The sequence below is a fragment of the Curtobacterium sp. MCSS17_005 genome (assembly GCF_003234225.2).
GTDB classification, from domain to species: Bacteria; Actinomycetota; Actinomycetes; order Actinomycetales; family Microbacteriaceae; genus Curtobacterium; species Curtobacterium flaccumfaciens.
On record NZ_CP126258.1, the window covers coordinates 902,810 to 922,280 of the forward strand.

Sequence of the window (19,471 nt, forward strand, 5' to 3'; positions counted from 1 at the left end):
GTCGGTTGCCGGGCCTCCGGGCGACAGTTCGTGACCACTCGGCGCATCACCGACAGCGTGTCGTGACCAGTCACCGAGCGACCTACTTGTCGACGAGCGTGACCTCGAACGAGTACCGGTCCGGGCGGTAGCAGTGCACGCCGTACTCGACCGCACGGCCCGAGGCGTCGTACGCGGTGCGGCTCATCGTGAGCACCGGGTCGCCGTCCTCGATCTCGAGCAGGCCGGCCTCTTCGTCGGTGACCGCACGTGCCCCGATCCGCTGCTTCGCGACCCGCATCGTGACACCGCGGCCGCGCAGCAGCTGGTACAGCCCGTACGCCTGCAGGTCCTCGTCGGTCAGGTCGAGGAACTCCGGCGGCAGGTAGTTCTCGAGGATCGCCATCGGGACGTCCTCGGCGAACCGCACCCGCCGGATGTGCGCGACGGTCGTGCCGGGCTCGATGCTCAGTGCCGCGGCGACCTCGTCGGACGCGGGGACGTCGTTGCGCTGCAGGAGCTTCGTCGCCGGAGCCTGCGCACCCTGCGCCAGGTCGTCGTACAGGCTCGTCAGCTCGACCTTGCGGGTCACCGGCCCGTGCACGACCTGGGTCCCGATGCCGCGTCGGCGCACCAGCAGCCCCTTGTCGACGAGGTCCTGGATCGCGCGCCGGATCGTCGGCCGCGACAGACCGAGGCGCTCACCGAGGGCGATCTCGTTCTCGAGTCGGGCCCCGGGTGGCATCGCGCCGGAGCGGATCGACTCCTCGATACGCGAGGCGACCTGGAAGTAGAGGGGCATGGGACCCGACCGGTCCAGGTCCATGAACAGGTCGGACGGCAGCTGGCCTTCGTTGGTCATCGCGGTCCTTCACACGTGCGGAGATGCCGGCTTCGGTGCCGACGGCATTGTCGTGACAATACCACCGGGAATGTGGCACCCCGGCCGTGCGCAGCGGGCGTTGCGTCAGTCGGCAAACACGGTCAGTCGGCGAACACCGTCAGTCGGCGAACACCGTCAGTCGGCGAACACCATCGGCCGGTTCGACAGCCGCGGCTGGTTCGCGGCCTTCGGCTTCTCGGCACGCGGACGGACCGGGGCGATCGTCACCCGGGTCACCGCGCCGAGCGCCTCGACCGTCTCGACCCCGTGGTGCCCGGCTGCGTGCACGACGATCGCGGCGCAGGCCTCGGCGTCGGCGGCGGCGTCGTGGTGCTGGAATCCCTCGAACCCGGCGGCCATCGCGGCGACCGGCAGGCGGTACGAGTCGAGCGTGTAGGTCTTGCGAGCCACCGCCAGGGAGCACAGCGAGTGGTGCTCGGCCAGGTCGATCCCCGTCGCGGAGCACCCACCGGCGATGACGCCCATGTCGAAGCGGGCGTTGTGCGCCACCAGGACGTCACCCTCGGCGAAGGCCACCAGGTCGGGGTACTGCTGCTCCCACGTCTTGGCGTGCGTGACGTCCTCGGCGACGATGCCGTGGATCCGCGTGTTCCACTCCAGGAAGGCGTCGTGCCCGAACGGCGGGCGGATGAACCACGACGCCCGATCGACGACCCGACCGGCTCGGACCTTCACGAGCCCGACGGAGCAGGCGCTGGCGGGCGAGCTGTTGGCGGTCTCGAAGTCGATCGCGGTGAAGTTCAACGGCACGGTCCCGATCGTCGCACGGGGTGCCGACATCGCCCTCCGTTCCCGTCGGCGTTGCGTGTGGCTACTCTCGGCGCATGGGGAACGAGGCCGACCGCCGTCCGCTCGTCCTGGTGCTCGCCGGTGCCGGCTACGGGCAGCAGGCGCCGCTGCTGTGGTGGACGAGCGAGATCGCCGCCGCGGCCGGGTGTGCGGTCGTCGCGCCACGCTGGCACGTCGACGACGCTGTCGGTGCCGATCCGGTCGGGTTCGTCGTGACCGCTGTTGCCGCCGCCCTTGGGGACCGGCTGCCCGACCTCGTCGTCGCGAAGTCGTTCGGCTGCTTCGCCCTGCCGTGGGCGATCCGCCTCGATGTGCCCGGGGTCTGGCTGACGCCGGTCCTCACCCACGACGACGTCGCGGCAGCGCTCGCCGCTGCCACCGACGCGCACGTCGCGATCGGGGGTGGAGACGACACCATGTGGCGGTCCGAGCGGGTCTCGGGGACTGCTGCGCGCCTCCAGACCGTCGACCGTGCCGACCACTCGCTGCAGGTGCCGGGGGACTGGCGGCGATCGCAGCGGCTGCAGGCCGACGTCTTCGACGTCGTCGAACGCCGCATCACGGCCCTGCGGCCTCCGATGGGCGGGTCGCGTCCGCTGATCTGACGGACGGACTGGAGGCCCGGGTCGGCTCCGACAGGCCGCCGCCGGTAGGCTCTTCTTCCGTGGCTCTCACCATCGGAATCGTCGGTCTCCCGAACGTCGGCAAGTCGACCCTGTTCAACGCCCTGACCAAGAACCAGGTCCTCGCCGCGAACTACCCGTTCGCGACGATCGAGCCGAACGTCGGGGTGGTGAACCTGCCCGACTCGCGGCTCGACCAGCTCGCCGAGCTCTTCCACTCGGAGAAGACCGTGCCGGCGCCGGTGTCGTTCGTCGACATCGCGGGCATCGTCAAGGGCGCGAGCGAGGGTGAAGGCCTGGGCAACAAGTTCCTCGCCAACATCCGCGAAGCGGACGCCATCGCACAGGTCGTCCGCGGCTTCACCGACGACGACGTCGTGCACGTCGCGAACAAGGTCTCCCCGAAGGACGACCTCGAGGTCATCAACACCGAGCTGATCCTCGCCGACATGGAGACCATCGACAAGGCGCTCCCGCGGTACGAGAAGACCGTGAAGCTCAAGCAGACCGAGCCGATCGTGCTCGAGACCGCTCGCGAGGCCCGTGCCGCGCTCGAGCAGGGCACGCTGCTGTCCGCCACCAAGATCGACCTGTCGCCGATCGCCGAGCTCGGCCTGCTCAGCGCCAAGCCCTTCATCTTCGTCTTCAACGTCGACGAGGCGATCCTGACGGACGAGTCCCGCAAGGCCGAACTGGCTGCGCTCGTCGCCCCGGCGCAGGCCGTGTTCCTCGACGCCCAGGTCGAGTCGGAGCTCATCGACCTCGACCCAGCGGACGCCGCCGAACTGCTCGAGTCGACCGGTCAGACCGAGTCGGGCCTCGACCAGCTCGCCCGCATCGGGTTCGACACCCTCGGGTTGCAGACCTACCTGACGGCCGGTCCGAAGGAAGCCCGTGCGTGGACGATCGGCAAGGGGTGGAAGGCTCCCCAGGCTGCCGGCGTCATCCACACCGACTTCGAGAAGGGCTTCATCAAGGCCGAGGTCATCTCGTTCGACGACCTGGTCGAGACCGGCTCGATCGCCGAGGCCCGCGCTGCCGGCAAGGCCCGCATCGAGGGCAAGGACTACGTCATGCAGGACGGCGACGTGGTGGAGTTCCGCTTCAACAACTGACCTGCCGGCGTGGTTCGCGATGATGGCTGAGCGCCTGGTTCGCACCCGCCCTGCTGGCGGCCGTCGGCTGCGTCGGCTATAGTAAGAGCAATCGACCCCCTCCCAAGCCTCTCGAAGAAGCTCAAATGGGAGGGGCCTCTTTCTTTCCGGGGTGAAGTTTGAAGCCGAGTCTGTCCTGGGACGCGCAAGTCGCCCTCATGGTCGGGCGGGGCCTCGCGGTTGCCGATCAGTTTGCATGCGCCCGTTTCCTAGCCGCAACGAACTACTACCGGTTCTCCGGCTATGCACGCTACTTTCAGAAGGCTCCCCATCTCGGGGACGATGACTTCCGTCCGGGAGTCACCTTCGACGAGATCCGCGCCGTCTACGATGCTGATGAGGCGCTGCGCATCGCACTCGTTCGGCCGCTCGCGCAGGTCGAGCTCATGCTTCGCTCGCACCTTGCCCGCGTCATCGCGGACGGGCATGGGGCCTACGGTCGGTATCTCGAGGCGAGCTTCTATACCGAAGTTGGCGACCGCGAGCCGACCGTCGAATCGTGCCTCCGCGACATAGACCGCAGCAAGGACCGCCACATCCTCCACTACCGTGAGGCGGGCGTCGACCGCGCCGACTACAGCAAGCTGCCGGTGTGGTCGGCGGTCGAAGCCTGGTCGTTCGGCACGCTGTCGAAGGCCATCGAGCGAGGCGCGGGAGGCGAGCTCGCCGACGCCGTGGCGACGAGCGCCGGTATCGCCAAGGCCGGTTTCGCCTACCGTGTACGGGCGTTGGTCTATCTCCGCAACCGATGCGCGCACCACAGCCGCCTGTGGCACCATTCCGTCCTTGATGCTGGGCCGACCCCGAACAATGTGCGGAAAAAGGCGAAGCGGGAAGTTGGACAGTTCGAGCCCCGGTCCGTGCTCGACGTGATCGCCTCGCTCGACGACATGGCCGCCCGCAGCGACGTTGCCGACCCACTTCTTCCGCGGCTCGTCGCTAATCATCCGCGCGACCCTGTGTTCCGGCAGGGCCTGACTCACCCGCAGAGCCCGCGGGATCATAGCCGTGACACGCCCTAAGCGTGTAATTAAGCATCGGACCTGCCGAGGGTCAACCTCGAGCGCCTCCGCTATTGCCGGAACGGCCGCACCGTGGTCACCGGCGAGCTCTGCGGCCTTCCTCAGCAGGGTCGGCACCTCGCCCGGGTAGGCGCTCGACGCGATCTCCTCGGCGACCTCGACGAGCGCCCAGTCCTGCGGCTTGTCGGTAACGGTTGACCTGCGAGTCATACGGGACCGTTCTCCTCATCCTCTTACGACCAAGGACCCCGACTGATGGCCTATCCCACGCTCGCACTCCATCTGCTCATCTCCGCCCCGGGCGACGTGGCACTCGAGGACATGGCCGTGATCCGCAAGACAGTGGAATCTCAACCTCGGTCGCCATGTCGGTCTCACGGTTCTGCCAGTGTCCTGGACTGAGCATGCCGTCTCCGAATTCGGTGAGCGACCGCAGGCAATCCTTAACGATCAGATTGTCGAGGAGGCCGACCTCGCCGTGGCGCTCTTCGAGGATCGCCTCGGAACGCCGACCGGCCAGGCCGAGTCGGGCACAGCCGAAGAGATCAAGGTCCTCGTCGAGGCGGGAAAGTCAGTGGCAGTCCTCGTTAACTCAGCTCCTCGCCCGCCTCTGAGCGGGGCGGCGCTCGACGAGCGCCAGAGGCTCATCTCTTACCTAGGAGAGCTGCGCAGGTCCGCACTCGTCCTCGACTACGGCAACGACGGTGCCCTCATCGGGCATATCAACAACTTCCTCAGCAGAGCGACGGCGCAGTTCCAGCAATCGGTCGAGTCTTCAAAGAACGTGCGGCCCGAGTTGCCGGACCCGTCCGAGGGTGTGTGGCCTCGCGCCGAGGTGCGCGAGAGCGTGAAGACCGACAGCAGAGGCCGCGTCAACACACAGCGGCGCTGGTCACTCGTGCTTCACAACACCTCCCGGGGGCCGGCGAGAGATGTCGACTTCGAATTCGTGGACCTCCCGGAAGACGCGCTGTTCCGCGCCCATCGCGAGGAAGGGTCTCTCGGAACGATCCCGCCTGGCCAAGAAGCGCGGTTCCCACTGCTGCTCGCCATGGGGTCACCCGACGCGGTCGACTGCATAGTCTCGTGGACCGACGCCACGGGGAATGCGCGGAAGACGACGGCGACGGTGCGCACGTGATGTCGCCAGCCGTGGCGACATGGCGGAGTTTCGCTTCAACAACTGACCTCAGTTCGTCGTGCGCCAGGATGAGTGCATGACGAATGCACAGGCAGGGTGGTACGACGACGGCTCCGGCACCATGCGGTGGTGGGACGGTTCCGCGTGGACGGAGCAGGTGCAGCAGCAGGCCCCCGGGGCGTCCGGCGTCGGTGGAGTGATCGGCCGGATCCAGGCCGAGGCTGCTTCGGGTGGTCAGCCGCGTCCGGCGCAGAACGGCATGAGCTACGTCGTGCTGCAGGTGGTGCTCAAGGAGAAGTTCTTCGGGACCGGTTCGGGCAACCTCACCGAGCTCGAGAAGGCGATCAACGCTCAGGCTGCGCTCGGGTACCGGCTGCACACGATCACGACGGCTTCCTCGGGGAGCACGGGTTTCGGCGGCGGCGATCGGGTGCAGGCGACGATGGTCTTCGAGCGCCTGAACTGAGTCGAGCGGTCCCAGTCGTCGGGACGCCCTGTGGGGTCAGCCGACGAGCGCCAGGATCGCCGCGGGGATGCGGTGCTCGATCGCATCCCAGACGATCTCCTTCCGCGCCTTGCGGTAGTCGTGGGACAGGATGTTGCGGGTCTTCCGGACCGCCGCGAGTGACAGGTCGGACGGAAGCCGTGCCTCCCGGTCCTGGGGGATGCGACCGAGCAGGTCGTCGAAGTGGATGATGACCCCTTCGGCTGCTCGGTAGGTGAGGCTGCGGGCCGCGTCGAACTCGCTCCGCCCGTCATCGACGATCATGGAGCACTCAGCGAGCAGGTCGAGGAAGCTGGCCTGCAGCGACGGCCACCGCTCGTCGAGGGCAACTGGGTCGCGGTCGATGCGGGGCCGAGGCGTGAACCGGGGAGCCGGCATCACAGCGGCACGGCTTCGTCGAGGACGTGGGCGAGGTGCTCGTCGTCCTCGAGGTCGTCGGTGAGGACGTCGACCTCGAAACCGGTGATGCGCTCGACCTCGTGCGCGAATCCACCGAGATCGAACAGCGATGCCGCGGGGGTCAGGTGGACCAGCAGGTCGATGTCACTGTGTTCGGTGTCCTGCCCGCGCACCGCGGAGCCGAAGACGCGGACGTCGTCGAGGTGGAAGCGCTTCGCCTCGTCGAGGATCGCGTCGGCGTAGACGGCGAGCGGGATGCTCGGGCGGGTGTGCGCCGCTTCGAGGATCCGCCGGAGCGACTCCGGGCGCGGCCGCTTCCGTCCACTCTCGTACGCCGAGATGGTGGGCTGCTGCATGCCGGCGGCGGCAGCGAGACCGGTCTGCGAGAGACCGAGGTCTTCGCGGGCAGCGCGGATCAGCTCCGCAGCACGTTCGACCCGCATGGCGACCTCCCCTATAGCTCTCGACTATAAAGGACTCGCCCTTGCTGTTGAAGTGGCATGGGCGGACTAGATTCAGCTCGTCCAGTGCCGAGGAGGCCCCATGCCGTACGTCGTCGACTTCGTGAACGTCTCCACGGTGGGGCTCGAGACCTCGCCGGTGGTAAATGCGCTCGCCGGACTCCGTGCGAACGAGGCCCGCTACTTCAAGAACAAGTACGACCACGACCTCACCACACGTCCTGCCGTCGAGGCTCCCGAGCTGGTCGAGTACGTCGCCCGCGTGCTCGTGGAGGAGCGGGGGCTCGTGATCGCGTCCCCGCCGCTCGAAGCCACGGAAGCGCTGGTCGACGGCGTCCGCTGGACCTACGTCTTCTACGAGTCCGGCCTGGCGATCAACGTGCTCTACACGCTCGAACCGGGCGGCAAGCGTGCGGTCGGGTTCAAGCTCTCCGACGGTATGGAAGTGCCGGAGGAACTCGCCGACAAGTTCAAGTTCGCCCGGCAGCGGTCGAAGCTCGCGGGCACGATCCGCGGCTCGTTCTTCGTGATCAGGGGCGAGTACTGACGCGTCGCACCGGGGCTGCCCCGGGAACGACGAAGCGCCGCCGAGCAGGTGCTCGGCGGCGCTTCGTGGTGGTGCTGGTGGGACCTAGGCCGCGAGGGCCATCTCGCCCGCCTGCACGGACTGTGCCTGCAGCAGGGTGCGGCTGGCCTCGCCCGCCCAGGAGCGGCCCGGGACGGTCCAGCCGGCCTCGCCGACGGCGTCGAGCCGGGTGCCCCGGGTGACGAAGGTCCCCAGGTCGTCGGCTGCGATGCGGACGAGGTACTCGCGCTGCGAGCGGTCGTCGCGCACCGGGAACTCGGCGATGCGGTCGGGGGTGATCGTCGGAGCCGCGAGTGCGGTCCCGAACACGGTGATTCGTTCGTTGCTGGTCATGGTGCTGTACTTCCTGGTCATTCGGCGCCAGGGCGACTCGGTGTCGGCGGACGTCTCAGTCCAGCGCGACGCATCGAGTGCGGGGCGCGCACGTCGAGTTTCAACGTGCAGCTCGTCCGTTCGGATCGAGCGGTGTCTCGAGTGGAATGCGACTCGGGTGAGTCGGTGTCGAGAGGTTGGTGTGCGCGAGTCAGATGGGTTCGCTGCAGTGCACCAACCAGAGACTATACGCCCACCCCGCCGAGAAGTCCAGCGAGCGACCGGACCGAGCGTCAGGACGCCAGGAACGCCGTCCAGCGGTCTCCGCCGGCGGCCACGTTGCCCGACCCGTCGAGGCGAGCTGCGGCCGAAGAGGGCTTGCGCGAAGCCTGCTCGCGGATCAGCCCGTCGAACGACGCCGAGAAGTCAAGGCGGGGCAGCGCGGCCGTGACGTCCCGCAGGTCGTCCGACGACCACCTGTCGAAGCCCGCACCGGAGACGTCGAGCGAGGTCGCGACCTCGAGCAGGTGCCCCTCGGCGTCGAGCTCCGGGTCGACGGACCGCCACATGTGCCGCTCGATGATCTCCCCGACCCGACGGGCTCGCACGGCGTCCCACCCGGCGCCGAGCGCGAAGACCGAACCGACCGCGCCGCCGGCGTCCTCGAAGGGCACCCGGTGGGCGTCGAACGACGGGGTCACGCCGAGGTCGTGGAGCATCGTCGCGACGAAGAGCAGCTCCGGGTCCGGCTCGAGGTCGACCGTCGGGGCGAGCAGGACGGCCCACGCCCAGGACCGCAGGCAGTGGTTGACCAGAGCCGGTGACGACCACGTTCGCACGGCGCCCAGTGCCCGCGCAGCGACGGGGGAGGGCGGGGTGAGCAGGGCTTCGACATCGAGCGACATGGCACGACAGTAGCGGCAGGAACGAGCCGTAACGGGGCGGAAACGTGCCGGGCCAGAACCGGAAACAGCGCCCCGTTAGCTTTCGGTTCACTGAGTACCCGCTCCGTACCCCTCCACCCCACCCGAAGGAACTGCGCCCATGCAGCACCGACCACGGCTGCGCCCCCGCGCGACGATCGTCTCCTCGACGCTCGTCGCCGCCGGGGCGTTCGGCCTCGCCGTCCTGACGGCCGCTCCGGCCCAGGCAGCACCCACCGCGACCACCGCCACCATCGACGCCCCGGCCGCCGTGACCGTCGGCACGGCGTTCGACGTCGACCTGACGATCCCGGACACCGCCGATGTCTACGCGTACGAGATCACGCTCGAGGCCGACTCGGTGCAGTACCGGGACGACAGCGTCACCGGCCCGGACGGTGGCTTCGACAGCGTCGAGCAGGACGGCGACGCCCTGACGATCGTGCACACCCGCCTCGGCACCTCACCGGCACTCGAGGGCGACCTGGCCACCTCGATCTCGCTGACCCCGACCGCGGTCGGCAGCGTCGACCTCGACGTCACGAGCATCACCCTCGTCGGCTCCGACGGCACGTCGACGACCCTCGACGCCCCGGCGAGCACCACCGTCGTGGTCGCCGCGGCCGCGACCACCGCCCCGACGGCCACGCCGACGCCGGGTGCGACCACGCAGCCCGGCGTCGGTGGCGGCACGGGTGGCCCCACTGCCCCCGGTGACCCGACGGCACCTGGCGCCGACCCGACCAGCGGCGCCACCGCCGTGGCGGCAGCCGGCGGGGACGACCGTCCGACCGGTGGTGACCTCGCCTGGACCGGCGCCGACGTCGCGCCGTGGATCGCCGCGTCCATCGCCCTGCTCGCAGCCGGCGGCACCCTGATCACCCTGCGGGCACGTCGTGCCCGCCGCGACCGCACCGGAGCCTCCGCATGACCGCCAAGAAGCAGGCCGCCCGCAAGCAGGCCGCCAGCAAGAAGCGCACCACCGTCGCCGGCGCCGCACTGATCGCCCTCGTCGGCACCGTCCTCGCCGCGACCCCCGCGATCACCGCCGCCGCAGCACCCGCAGCCGTCGACGCCAGCCCCGCCGCCATGCTCGCGCCGTACTACACGGACCTCGACCTGACCGGCGACGACCAGGTGACCAAGGCCGACCTCGCCGTGCTCACCGACCACCTCGGCGCGACGACCGCGAGCACCGACTGGGCGACGATCAGCGCCGCGGACACCGACGCCGACGGCACCATCACCGTCGCCGACCTGGCCGGGTTGTCCCAGCGGATGATCTACGACGACGGCCCCTTCCAGCTCGTCGAGGCGTCGACCATCGACATGCAGGCCGCGATGAACGCCGGGGTCACCACGTCGGTCGCGATCACGCAGGACTACCTCGACCGCATCGCCGCCTACGACCGCACGACGGTCGACACCGCGTCCACCGGGCGCCCGCTCAACTCGATCGTCACCACCAACGCCGACGCCCTGGCCGCCGCGAAGACCGCGGACGCCGAGCGCGCCGAGCACGGGATGACGAGCATGCTGCTCGGCGTGCCGATCGCGGTGAAGGACAACTACGACACGAAGGACATGCCGACCACCGGTGGCTGCGGCTGCTGGGACGACAACCAGACCGACACCGACGCCGCCATGGTCACCGGCCTCCGCGACGCCGGTGCCGTGATCCTGGCGAAGGCCAGCCTCGACGAGTTCGCCTTCGGCTTCGTCTCCGAGTTCTCGTCGAACCAGCCCGCCGGCTCGTCGCTCCTGGTCGCCAGCCCGTACAACACGGCGCAGACGGCCGGTGGCTCGAGCGGCGGCACCGGTGCGGCGATCTCCGCGAACCTCGCGGGCATCGGCTTCGGCACCGACACCGGCGGATCGATCCGCGTGCCGTCGACGTACAACCAGCTCGTCGGTATCCGGCCCACGGTCGGCCTGACCAGCCGCGACGGGATCATCCCGCTCGCCCTGTCCCAGGACACCGGTGGCCCGATCGCCCGCTCGGTGACCGACGCCGCGGTGGCGCTCGACGCCGTCACCGGCGTCGACGCGGCGGACCCGGCGACGAGTGCGCAGGCCGGCAAGGTGCCGACGTCGTACACGTCGTCGCTCGACGCCGACTCACTGCAGGGCGCCCGCATCGGCTACGTGACGAGCATGGTCGGCACGAACGCCACGACGAAGCGCCTGTTCGACGCCTCCGTCGCGAAGCTCGAGGCCGCCGGTGCCACCGTCGTCCCGATCACCGCGACGACGGCCTTCAACCGGGTCCTGTCCGAGGGCAGCGGCAGCACGAACGAGTTCAAGCACGACCTGGACGAGTACGTCGCGAAGCACCTCGACCCCGACGTCGCCGCGCGCTCGCTGCAGGGCATCCTGGCCTCGGGCGAGTACGTGCCGAGCCGCAAGAGCACCTACCAGTCGCGTGACCTGATCACCGACGCGCAGTACCAGGCGTGGGCCGGTCCGACGGGGTCGCACACGACGCAGCTCGCCACCGGCAAGCAGCTCGTGACGCAGATGCTCGACGACCAGGACCTCGACGCGCTCGTCTACCCGTCGGGCACGCCGTACGGCACGCAGTCGACGAACATGCGCCTCAGCCCGAACACCGGCATGCCGGCGATCACCGTCCCGATGGGCCAGGCGACCGCTGCCGACAACACCATCACCGGTGCCGGCGTGAACCTGGAGTTCCTCGGCCGTTCGTTCGACGAGAGCACGGTCATCGGCCTCGGCTACGCCTTCGAGCAGGAGACGCACGCGCGCACCACGCCCGCGCTGTACCCGGCGCTCGGCTGAGCTGAGCGGGTCGCGTGACGTGACCACAGGACGGACGGGAGGCCCGTGGCGACACCGCCACGGGCCTCCCGTCCGTCTGCTCCGTCAGTTCAGGGTCGGGGTGTCCTCCGGCACGACGCCGTCGGCGTACAGGTCGGTCGCCAGGTCGCGGAGCGCGCGCAGCGCGACCCGCTGCGTGAGCGGGCCGTAGGAGATGCGGGCGACGCCGAGCGTCTCGTACTCGGCGGCGGGCAGGGCGCCGGGCAGGCCGATGACCGAGAGCTTGCCGCGGCCCAGACCGCCGACGAGTCGCTCGACCACCGAACGCTCGATCGCGCCGGGCACGAAGACCAGGGCGGCGCCGTTGTCCAGGAACGCCTTGCCGCGGGCGATCGCGTCCTCGATGCTCTCGTCGATCGGGCGCTCGCCGCCGCGCACGATCGCGTCGGTGCGGGCGTTCAGCTGGAAGTCGACGCCCTCGGCCTCTGCCGCAGCGGTGATCGCGGCGACGCGGGCGACGGCCTCGTCGAAGGGACGCAGCCGGTCCTCGACGTTGGCACCCACGATGCCGGAGCCGATGGCGCGGCGGATCGTCTCGGCGGGGTCCTCGTAGCCGTCGTCCAGGTCGGCGGTGACCGGCAGGTCCGTGGCGGCGGCCACGATCGCGGCTCCGGACAGGGCGAGGTCGAGGGGCATGCCGCCGTCCTCGTACCCGTACGACGCGGCGATCGAGTGCCCGGCGGTGGCGATCGCCTTCGTGCCGGGCAGGTCACTGACGACCTTGGCGGTGATCGCGTCCCACACGTTCACGACGCGCAGGATCTCGGGGGCTTCGTGCAGCTGCTTCAGGGTGACGGCCTTGTCGGCGGTGCTCGTGCTCATGCTGCCGACAGTAGGCCGACGGGACGGCCCCCGGCCGCGAGCCCACCCGAAGACGACGTGGGATGACGTCGGGAGTCGCGCCGGGCCTCCTGGCAGGGGCATGCTGGGACGCATGGCGAGCGACGAGCAGGACCCGGTCGGCACGCTCCGCGGGGTCCGGACGAGCATCAAGTGGACGCGGTACGCGCCCGACGTGCTGCCCCTGTTCGTCGCCGAGATGGACCACGACGTCGCCCCGGCGATCCGGCAGGCCCTGATCGAACGGGTCTCGCAGTCCGACCTCGGGTACCTCGACGGCCCCGGTCCGCTCGCTCCCGCGTTCGCGCAGTTCGCGCTGGACCGCTGGGGCTGGCAGATCGATCCGTCGCGGATCCACCTGGCCACCGACGTCAGCGTCGGGATCGTCGAGTCGCTGCGGCTCGCGCTGCCCGACGGCGGCCGCGTCGCGATCACCCCGCCCGTGTACCCGCCGTTCTTCGAGCTCGTCGAAGAGGCCCGATGTCAGGTCGAGGAGGTCCCGCTGCTCGAGCAGTGGGGGCAGTACCGGCTCGACCTCGAGGGCCTCGAGCGCGCGTTCGCCGACGGGGTCGGCGTCTTCCTGCTCTGCAACCCGCACAACCCCGTCGGCTCGTGCACGATCGGGCCGACCTCGTCGCGATCGCCGAACTGGCTGCGAGGTACGACGTCCTCGTCATCAGCGACGAGATCCACGCGCCCCTGACCCACCCCGGCGTGCAGTTCACCCCGTTCGCCGCCGTCGCCGAGCCACTCGGTGCTCGGAGCGTGTGCGTGACCTCGGCGAGCAAGGGCTGGAACCTCGCCGGTGTGAAGTGCTCGGTCATCGTCGCCGGGGATCCCCGGACCGCCGCGCTCCTCGACACGCTCTGGGAGGAAGTCGCCTGCCGCACGAGCATCCTCGGGCTGCACGCGAACCTGGCGGCGTTCACCCTGGCGACGGACTGGCTCGACGACGTCGTGGCACGCATCGTGGCGAACGACCGACTGCTCGCCAAGCTGCTCGCCGAGCACCTGCCCGGGGTCGTCTACACACGGCCGCGCGCCGGGTACCTGGCGTGGCTCGACTTCCGGGGCATCGGCCTCGGCGACGATCCCGCGGTGCCGCTGCGGGAGCACGCGTACGTCGCGCTCAACTCTGGGCTGGGGTTCGGGTCCGAGGGGCGCGGGTTCGTCCGGCTCAACCTGGCGTGCTCGCCGGAGACCCTGCGCGAGGCCGTGTTCCGGATCGCTTCGGCGTACCCGTCGAGCGCGCAGGAAGGGCTGGTCTGGCACGTCGCCTGAGTGCATGCCGCTGACCAGCCGAGAGGCCTTGTCTACTTCGAGTAGACAGCTTTGCCCAATCCCGATTGGACGCGTACCGTGAAGCGCGCGGAACTCGTGGACCGGTTTACGCGATCGGCCGAGTCAACAACGGGGAGAAGGCCGGAAATGAGCCGACACACTGTTCGCGCGGAGCGCGGCAAGAAGTACTGGGTGATCTGGATCGACGGCGTCATCCGGACGCAGGCGAAGCGCGAACGAGAGATCGAGCTGATGGCTCGCGACTGGCTCTCGCTGATGAACGACGACCGCGATCCGGAGTCCTTCGAACTCGTCGTCGAGGTGGCGATGCCCGAAGCGGCGCAGGCGCACCTGGACCGTGCGGTGGCGCTCCGCGAGGAGTCCGAGCGCGCACGCATCGAGGCAGCCAAGGAGACGGCCGCCGCGGCGCTGGTCCTGCACGAGGCCGGGCTCACGGTGCGTGAGATCGGACCGCTGCTCCACGTCTCGCACCAGCGAGCCCAGCAGCTGGTCGCCGCGGCTCGCTGACCGCCCGGGTCATCGCGCTCCGCTGCGGTCAGGCCACGTACTGGTTGCGGCCGACGACGCGGATGCGCAGGGCGTCGTCACGATCCATCGCGAGGAGCTCGCGGGCCACGAACCCGACGGACGGCCACCGGGACACCTCGGTCACCATGAAGCCGTCGATGAAGACCTGCCACGCGCCGGCCTCGCGGACCGCCTGCACCTCGTACGTCGCCATGCCGCGAGCGTACCGGGACCGGGCCGCCGCCAGTGCAGTTCGAACGTCAGTGCAGGTCCAACGGCGAACGTCAGTGCAGGTCGAGGGTCATGTGCACGTCGGCCCGGACGTACGGGCTCGGGACGATCTCGTCCTCGCGCAGGTGCCGGAACCCGAACGCCTCGTACAGGTGCACGGCGCTGGCCAGTTGTGCGTTGCTCTCCAGGTCGATGCGGCGGGCGCCGAGTTCGCGTGCCCGGTCGAGCGCCGCGGTGATGAGCTTCCGCCCGGTGCCGTGCCCCTGGTGGTCGGGGGAGACGGCCATCTTCACGAGCTCGAACACTCCGGGGGTGGTGGGTACGACCCCGATGCACCCGACGACCTGGTCGTCGAGCCGGGCGACCAGGACGGCCCCGCCCCGCTCCACGACCCGGCCGACCGGATCGGAGAGGAACACGCGGTCCTCGTCCTCGAGGGTGAAGAACCGGGTGATCCAGGCCTCGTTGAGCGTGCGGAACGCCTCGGCGTCCGCGGGGGTGGCGAGGTCGGCGATGGTGACGGTGGAGGTCGCTTCGGGCATGCATTCATCCTCGATCGAGGATGCAGTCACGTCCAATACTCGTTCGCGCCGATCGATAGTCTGTGTGCATGGATCGCGAACCCGACGTCGACCTCCGGCAGCTGCGGGCGTTCCTCGCCGTCGCCGACGAGCTGCACTTCGGCCGAGCAGCCGAGCAGCTGCGGATCGCCCAGCCAGCGCTGTCCCAGCAGATCCGGCGGACCGAACGCGCGCTCGGGGTCGACCTGTTCGTCCGGACCAGCCGCAGCGTCGCCCTGACCGCAGCCGGCCGGGTGCTGCACGGCCGTGCGCGGTCGTTGCTCGGGCAGGTGCGCCGGGACCTCGACGAGACGGTGCGGGTCGGTCGGGGCGAGGTCGGTCGGCTCGACGTCGGGTTCGTCGTCTCCGCGCTGCCCCTCGGTCCGATCGAACGGGTGCAGGCTTTCCGGGAGCGCTACCCGCTGGTCCGGGTCGAACTGACCGAGGGGTACTCGTCGACCCTGCTGGCCCGGATCGTCCGCGGCGAGCTCGACCTCGCCGTCGTCCGCGATGCCGACCCGGACCCCGCCGTGCGGCTGTTGCCGTTCCGGTCCGAGGCGTTCGTCGCCGCTGTCCCGCGGGGGCACCGGTTGGCGGATCGGGATCGCATCCGCGGCACCGAGCTGGTCGACGAGCCGTTCGTGTTCTTCCCGGCGGTCGCGGGGGCCCTGGCGACCGAGCGCAACCTCGCTCCGGTCACCGCCGGTGGCCGCCGTCCCGTCATCGTGCAGGAGGCCACGACCTGGGCGACCGTGCTGCATCTGGTCGGGGTGGGCCTCGGTGTCACGGTGGTGCCGGAGAGTGCTGCGCTCGCCGCACCCGACACGGTGGCGCTCCTGCCGCTCGAGGGCAGCGACCACCGCAGCGAGCTTGCATGGGCGATGCGCGCCGACGACGACCGCGAGATCCTGCGCAACTTCGTCGCCGCGGACTGACCGAGCGGACCGGGTGCGCGAGCGGACGCCGGTCGGGCGTCCTCGCTCAGCCGAGCGACAGGACGGGCGCCCGGTGGTCACCGAGCTCGTCGACGCGCCACGGCCGAGCGCCGCGCAGCGTCAAGCCGAGCTGGACGAGCACGAACCCGACGTGCGGCTCGACGTCGGGGTTCCACGGCCCCTCGACGCCCAGACCGAACGCGCCGACTTCGTCGTCGGCCTCGTCCCGCAGGGTCAGCCGCCACCGCCCGTCGCCGAGCTCCTCGACCACGGCCCAGCGGGCGGTGCCGAACCGGCTCACGCCGTCTTGGTGATGTCCGCGGTGAAGTTCTGCACGCGCTGCAGCAGGGAGGCGCCACGCATCGCGATGGTCGCCGGCGGGTTCAGGTGCGGGGGCGCGGTGCGGATGAGCATCGGGCACCCGAGGTCTTCGCAGATGTACGTGCCGATCGTGTTGCCGTTGCGCCCGGACTCACCGGCACGCGCGGCGGAGAACAGCCGGACCTGGGTCGCGGGCTGCGGGGAGTGGCAGAACGAGCACATCGCGGCGATGCCGGGGCGCAGCGAGCCACCGGCGGACCGGACGACGATGCCCACGGGGCGCTCGTCGATCCAGGACACGATGTACCCGCGGCGGGCGGCCTGCGGGTCGCGCCAGCCCAGGAACTCGCGTTCGTCCCAGAGTGTCTCGTGCAGGCCCGGGATGGGCAGCTGTGCGAGTTCGTCGGGGGTGGCGTTCACGAACGACGATCGGATGTCGGCTTCGGTCAGTGGCTTCACGGTGCTGACACCCTATTCCTCGCCTCCGACAGGGGCGCTACGACAGCCTGGAGGCGCGGATCGCCCCGAGCGCGCTGCTCCTGTCCGCCACCAGCACCGCCCGGCGCAGGGCGTCGCGTCCGACGCGACGGGCCGCCGCGTCGTCCGCGGCGAACTCCACGAGCACACGCGTCGACCGCGCCATGGCGCGCGCACCGGGCACCCACGGGACCGCACGCTCGATCGATTCCGCGACCGCGACCGCAGCCGCGTGGTGCTGGGTCAGGTGGGCGCGTTCGTGGGCGACCACGGCCTCCAGTTCGTCGGTGCGCAACCGCTCTGCCAAGCCGGTGCTGACGAGCACGCCACCGCTCCGACCCGGCACGGCGCACGCCAGTGCGTGGTCGGCCTCGAGGACGGCGACGGGGGTGCCGTCGATCTCGCGGTGCGGGGCGACGCCGGAACGCATCGCCTGCCGGACGGCCTTGTGTTCCGGGCCGGGGCGCACCCGGACCGCGACGACGAACGCGACGACCGCGAGGAGCGCGACGCCGACGTTGAAGCCGTGCGTGGGGGAGTCGTCCCCGCCGAACAGCTCCGTGACCGGACGGTCGGCGAGCACCACGAGGGTGATGCCGGTCACGAAGCCGACGACGCCGAGCAGGACCGCGACCGACCAGCAGACCAGCGCGGTGCGGGGCAGGTCGATCGTCCAGCCGGAACGGGTCAGGATCCGGGGCGCGAACACCACCACCGCGAGTGCGAGGACGATGAGCGCGATGCCGGCGACGACCACGGTGCGCAGCCGGTCAGGAGCGGGCGCGGGCGTCGAGGGCGCGGCGCAGGGCCTCGAGGTCGTCCGAGGCGAGCGAGCCGGTGAACTGCAGCAGCGCCGCCTCGCGGTCGGACGACGCGGCCAGCGCGCTCGACATCAGCGACGCGGTCTGCTCGTCACGACTGTGCACGGCGCGGAACGTCAGGGGAGCGTCGTCGTGCTGCTCCCGTTCCACCTGGCCCTTGCGGCCGAGTCGGTCGAGCACGGTGAGGACGGTCGTCAGCGCGGGACGGGGCTCCGGGAACGCGTCGAGCACCTGGCGCGCGGTGAGCCCGGCGTCGGCGGAGCGGAGGGCGTCGAGCACCGCCTGCTCCAGCTGCCCGCGGGGGCGCGATCGTTGTCCGGCCATCCCCGCATTCTACGAGATGTCGAAGGCCGGGTCACGACACACGCTCGTAACGCGGTCTCGGTATGCTCTGGGCGGACAACTGAACACACCGGCCGTTCATCCGTCGCGGGAGACGCCGTGCACGTACCTCCGGGTACGTCGTGCCCTCGGGCACACGCACGGCACCGAAGGAGCAATCCCCCCGTCAATCTCTCAGGTCCCACACCGCAGCGGACAGGCCACTCTGAAAAGCAGACGCACGGTCGTCTCGCCCACGGTGAAAGCCGCCGGACCTCACGGGCCGCGGTGAAACTCTCAGGCCCATGACAGAGGGGGAGTTCCACCCGGCGATCGTCGCCGGGCCCTGCCGATGCCAGGAGAACTCCGCCATGAGTCCGTCCCCACTGCCCACGCCGGGTCAGCGTTCGTCGCCGCTCGAAGCCGTGCACGAGGCCGCCGGTGCGACCTTCACCGACTTCGCCGGGTACCGCATGCCCGTGCGCTACTCGTCGGACCTCGCCGAGCACCACGCCGTGCGCCAGGCCGCCGGGGTCTTCGACCTGTCGCACATGGCCGAGATCGGGGTGACCGGCAGCGATGCCGTCGCTTTCCTCGACCACGCGCTCGCCGGGTCCTTCGGCACGATGCCCATCGGCCGCGCCAAGTACTCGCTGCTGCTCGCCGAGGACGGCGGGATCCTCGACGACCTCGTCGTGTACCGGACCGACGACGACGTCTTCCTCGTCGTCGCGAACGCCTCCAACCGCGATGTCGCCGTCAGCGCGCTCACCGCCCGTGCCGACGGGTTCGACGTCGAGGTCTCCGACGACTCCGACACCACGGCCCTCGTCGCGATCCAGGGCCCCGCGGCTGCCGGCACACTCGACGCGCTCGTCGTCGCCGACCGCCTGCAGCCCGAGATCCCGCTCGACGAACTCGGTTACTACCGCGTGCTGCACGCGTTGTTCGACGGTGCCGACGTGCTCGTCGCCCGGACCGGGTACACCGGCGAGGACGGCTTCGAGGTCTACACCGACCCGGACACCGCCCCGGTGCTCTGGGACGCCCTGCTCGAGGCCGGTGCCGACCGCGGGGTCGTCCCCGCCGGGCTCGCCGCACGCGACACCCTGCGGCTCGAGGCCGGCATGCCCCTCTACGGGCACGAGCTCGGCACCGACGTCCGTCCGGCCCAGGCCGGCCTCGGCCGCGTCGTCGCGAAGGACGGCGACTTCGTCGGTGCGGCCGGCGTCACCCCGTCCGCGGACGCCCGGGTGCTCGTCGGTCTGGTGACCGAGGGCCGCCGTGCTCCCCGCGCCGGCTACGACGTCGTGCTCGACGGCACGGTCGTCGGCACCGTGACCTCGGGCGCGCTCTCGCCGACGCTCGGCCACCCGGTCGCGATGGCCTTCGTCGACCCGGCCGCGCTCGCCGCCGTGTCGGACGGGGCACAGGTCCTCCACATCGACGTCCGCGGGACTGCCGTCCCCAGCACGGTCTCCGCGTTCCCCTTCTACCGCCGCGCCTCGAAAGGCTGACCC

At 70.4% G+C, this 19,471-nt stretch carries 24 protein-coding genes, 1 pseudogene and 2 riboswitches; of the genes and pseudogenes, 12 read left to right on the forward strand and 13 right to left on the reverse strand.

Annotation, left to right across the window (positions count from 1 at the left end; translation table 11 throughout):
• Nucleotides 1–82 precede the first annotated feature (82 nt).
• Nucleotides 83–841, reverse strand: coding sequence for a GntR family transcriptional regulator (locus DEJ20_RS04450; protein WP_071405736.1), 759 nt, complete (start codon nt 839–841; stop codon nt 83–85).
• A gap of 156 nt (nt 842–997) precedes the next feature.
• On the reverse strand, nt 998–1,663 hold the full coding sequence (locus tag DEJ20_RS04455) for an exonuclease domain-containing protein (protein WP_181431550.1): 666 nt from the start codon (nt 1,661–1,663) through the stop codon (nt 998–1,000).
• Nucleotides 1,664–1,707: 44 nt separating this feature from the next.
• Here DEJ20_RS04455 and DEJ20_RS04460 point away from each other — a divergent pair, with 44 nt between their 5' ends.
• The 5 genes from DEJ20_RS04460 (at nt 1,708) to DEJ20_RS04480 (ending at nt 6,078) form a co-directional block, all read left to right on the forward strand.
• Nucleotides 1,708–2,277 carry a hypothetical protein gene (locus DEJ20_RS04460; RefSeq protein ID WP_111235416.1) on the forward strand — a complete coding sequence of 190 codons (570 nt, stop codon included), beginning with the start codon at nt 1,708–1,710 and terminating at the stop codon, nt 2,275–2,277.
• Between the two features lie 59 nt (nt 2,278–2,336).
• On the forward strand, nt 2,337–3,410 hold the full coding sequence (gene ychF / locus DEJ20_RS04465; protein WP_110864417.1) for a redox-regulated ATPase YchF: 1,074 nt from the start codon (nt 2,337–2,339) through the stop codon (nt 3,408–3,410).
• Between the two features lie 158 nt (nt 3,411–3,568).
• The gene (locus tag DEJ20_RS04470) at nt 3,569–4,471 is read left to right on the forward strand and encodes an Abi family protein (RefSeq protein ID WP_111235417.1); all 903 of its coding nucleotides are present in this window, start codon (nt 3,569–3,571) and stop codon (nt 4,469–4,471) included.
• A gap of 388 nt (nt 4,472–4,859) precedes the next feature.
• Nucleotides 4,860–5,612: a DUF8453 domain-containing protein gene (locus DEJ20_RS04475; RefSeq protein ID WP_111235418.1), complete on the forward strand. Its 753-nt coding sequence runs from the start codon at nt 4,860–4,862 to the stop codon at nt 5,610–5,612.
• Nucleotides 5,613–5,688: 76 nt separating this feature from the next.
• Complete coding sequence (locus DEJ20_RS04480) at nt 5,689–6,078, forward strand: DUF2510 domain-containing protein (protein ID WP_111054542.1); 390 nt, start codon at nt 5,689–5,691, stop codon at nt 6,076–6,078.
• A gap of 36 nt (nt 6,079–6,114) precedes the next feature.
• On the opposite strand, the gene DEJ20_RS04485 is transcribed toward DEJ20_RS04480, so the two are convergent.
• Both DEJ20_RS04485 and DEJ20_RS04490 read right to left on the reverse strand, forming a co-directional pair.
• Nucleotides 6,115–6,495 carry a HepT-like ribonuclease domain-containing protein gene (locus DEJ20_RS04485; protein WP_111235419.1) on the reverse strand — a complete coding sequence of 127 codons (381 nt, stop codon included), beginning with the start codon at nt 6,493–6,495 and terminating at the stop codon, nt 6,115–6,117.
• Nucleotides 6,495–6,959 carry a helix-turn-helix domain-containing protein gene (locus DEJ20_RS04490; RefSeq protein ID WP_110864420.1) on the reverse strand — a complete coding sequence of 155 codons (465 nt, stop codon included), beginning with the start codon at nt 6,957–6,959 and terminating at the stop codon, nt 6,495–6,497. The genes DEJ20_RS04485 and DEJ20_RS04490 overlap by 1 nt, the downstream gene beginning before the upstream one ends.
• A gap of 100 nt (nt 6,960–7,059) precedes the next feature.
• On the opposite strand from DEJ20_RS04490, the gene DEJ20_RS04495 reads away from it, so the two are divergent.
• Entirely contained in the window at nt 7,060–7,524 is a 465-nt protein-coding gene (locus tag DEJ20_RS04495) for a DUF8821 family protein (RefSeq protein ID WP_111235420.1), read from the forward strand.
• Between the two features lie 84 nt (nt 7,525–7,608).
• On the opposite strand, the gene DEJ20_RS04500 is transcribed toward DEJ20_RS04495, so the two are convergent.
• Nucleotides 7,609–7,896 (reverse strand): hypothetical protein, encoded by a 288-nt coding sequence (locus DEJ20_RS04500; RefSeq protein ID WP_017887091.1) that lies wholly within the window; start codon nt 7,894–7,896, stop codon nt 7,609–7,611.
• Nucleotides 7,897–8,168: 272 nt separating this feature from the next.
• Nucleotides 8,169–8,780, reverse strand: a complete 612-nt coding sequence (locus DEJ20_RS04505) for an HD domain-containing protein (protein ID WP_111235421.1) — start codon at nt 8,778–8,780, stop codon at nt 8,169–8,171.
• 139 nt (nt 8,781–8,919) lie between these two features.
• On the opposite strand from DEJ20_RS04505, the gene DEJ20_RS04510 reads away from it, so the two are divergent.
• A complete protein-coding gene (locus DEJ20_RS04510) occupies nt 8,920–9,729 on the forward strand; it encodes a hypothetical protein (protein ID WP_111235422.1) in 810 nt (269 codons plus the stop codon).
• Nucleotides 9,726–11,597 (forward strand): amidase family protein, encoded by a 1,872-nt coding sequence (locus DEJ20_RS04515; RefSeq protein WP_111235423.1) that lies wholly within the window; start codon nt 9,726–9,728, stop codon nt 11,595–11,597. The genes DEJ20_RS04510 and DEJ20_RS04515 overlap by 4 nt, the downstream gene beginning before the upstream one ends.
• An 84-nt stretch (nt 11,598–11,681) precedes the next feature.
• Here DEJ20_RS04515 and DEJ20_RS04520 read toward each other — a convergent pair whose 3' ends face one another.
• Entirely contained in the window at nt 11,682–12,458 is a 777-nt protein-coding gene (locus DEJ20_RS04520) for an isocitrate lyase/PEP mutase family protein (RefSeq protein ID WP_111235424.1), read from the reverse strand.
• A 100-nt stretch (nt 12,459–12,558) separates the two neighbouring features.
• On the opposite strand from DEJ20_RS04520, the pseudogene DEJ20_RS04525 reads away from it, so the two are divergent.
• Nucleotides 12,559–13,757, forward strand: a pseudogene (locus DEJ20_RS04525) (MalY/PatB family protein).
• A gap of 147 nt (nt 13,758–13,904) precedes the next feature.
• Nucleotides 13,905–14,285 (forward strand): hypothetical protein, encoded by a 381-nt coding sequence (locus DEJ20_RS04530; RefSeq protein WP_111235425.1) that lies wholly within the window; start codon nt 13,905–13,907, stop codon nt 14,283–14,285.
• Nucleotides 14,286–14,313: 28 nt separating this feature from the next.
• Here the strand turns inward: DEJ20_RS04530 and DEJ20_RS04535 are convergent, their stop codons facing one another.
• Nucleotides 14,314–14,499, reverse strand: a complete 186-nt coding sequence (locus DEJ20_RS04535; protein ID WP_111235426.1) for a hypothetical protein — start codon at nt 14,497–14,499, stop codon at nt 14,314–14,316.
• A gap of 70 nt (nt 14,500–14,569) precedes the next feature.
• Entirely contained in the window at nt 14,570–15,058 is a 489-nt protein-coding gene (locus DEJ20_RS04540) for a GNAT family N-acetyltransferase (protein WP_111235427.1), read from the reverse strand.
• 68 nt (nt 15,059–15,126) lie between these two features.
• On the opposite strand from DEJ20_RS04540, the gene DEJ20_RS04545 reads away from it, so the two are divergent.
• The gene (locus DEJ20_RS04545) at nt 15,127–16,011 is read left to right on the forward strand and encodes a LysR substrate-binding domain-containing protein (RefSeq protein WP_111235428.1); all 885 of its coding nucleotides are present in this window, start codon (nt 15,127–15,129) and stop codon (nt 16,009–16,011) included.
• Nucleotides 16,012–16,057: 46 nt separating this feature from the next.
• Here DEJ20_RS04545 and DEJ20_RS04550 read toward each other — a convergent pair whose 3' ends face one another.
• Genes DEJ20_RS04550 through DEJ20_RS04565 form a run of 4 tightly spaced genes read right to left on the reverse strand, consistent with a single transcriptional unit; the run spans nt 16,058 to nt 17,954 of the window.
• Nucleotides 16,058–16,312, reverse strand: a complete 255-nt coding sequence (locus DEJ20_RS04550; protein ID WP_111235429.1) for a hypothetical protein — start codon at nt 16,310–16,312, stop codon at nt 16,058–16,060.
• A complete protein-coding gene (locus tag DEJ20_RS04555) occupies nt 16,309–16,791 on the reverse strand; it encodes an FBP domain-containing protein (RefSeq protein ID WP_027464546.1) in 483 nt (160 codons plus the stop codon). The genes DEJ20_RS04550 and DEJ20_RS04555 overlap by 4 nt, the downstream gene beginning before the upstream one ends.
• Nucleotides 16,792–16,828: 37 nt before the next feature.
• Nucleotides 16,829–17,566 (reverse strand): M56 family metallopeptidase, encoded by a 738-nt coding sequence (locus tag DEJ20_RS04560; protein WP_111235430.1) that lies wholly within the window; start codon nt 17,564–17,566, stop codon nt 16,829–16,831.
• 13 nt (nt 17,567–17,579) lie between these two features.
• Nucleotides 17,580–17,954 (reverse strand): BlaI/MecI/CopY family transcriptional regulator, encoded by a 375-nt coding sequence (locus tag DEJ20_RS04565; protein ID WP_027464548.1) that lies wholly within the window; start codon nt 17,952–17,954, stop codon nt 17,580–17,582.
• Between the two features lie 96 nt (nt 17,955–18,050).
• Nucleotides 18,051–18,171, forward strand: a riboswitch (glycine riboswitch).
• A riboswitch (glycine riboswitch) is annotated at nt 18,172–18,273 on the forward strand.
• Between the two features lie 49 nt (nt 18,274–18,322).
• Here DEJ20_RS04565 and gcvT point away from each other — a divergent pair.
• Complete coding sequence (gene gcvT / locus DEJ20_RS04570) at nt 18,323–19,468, forward strand: glycine cleavage system aminomethyltransferase GcvT (RefSeq protein ID WP_111235431.1); 1,146 nt, start codon at nt 18,323–18,325, stop codon at nt 19,466–19,468.
• The last annotated feature ends 3 nt before the right edge of the window (nt 19,469–19,471 follow it).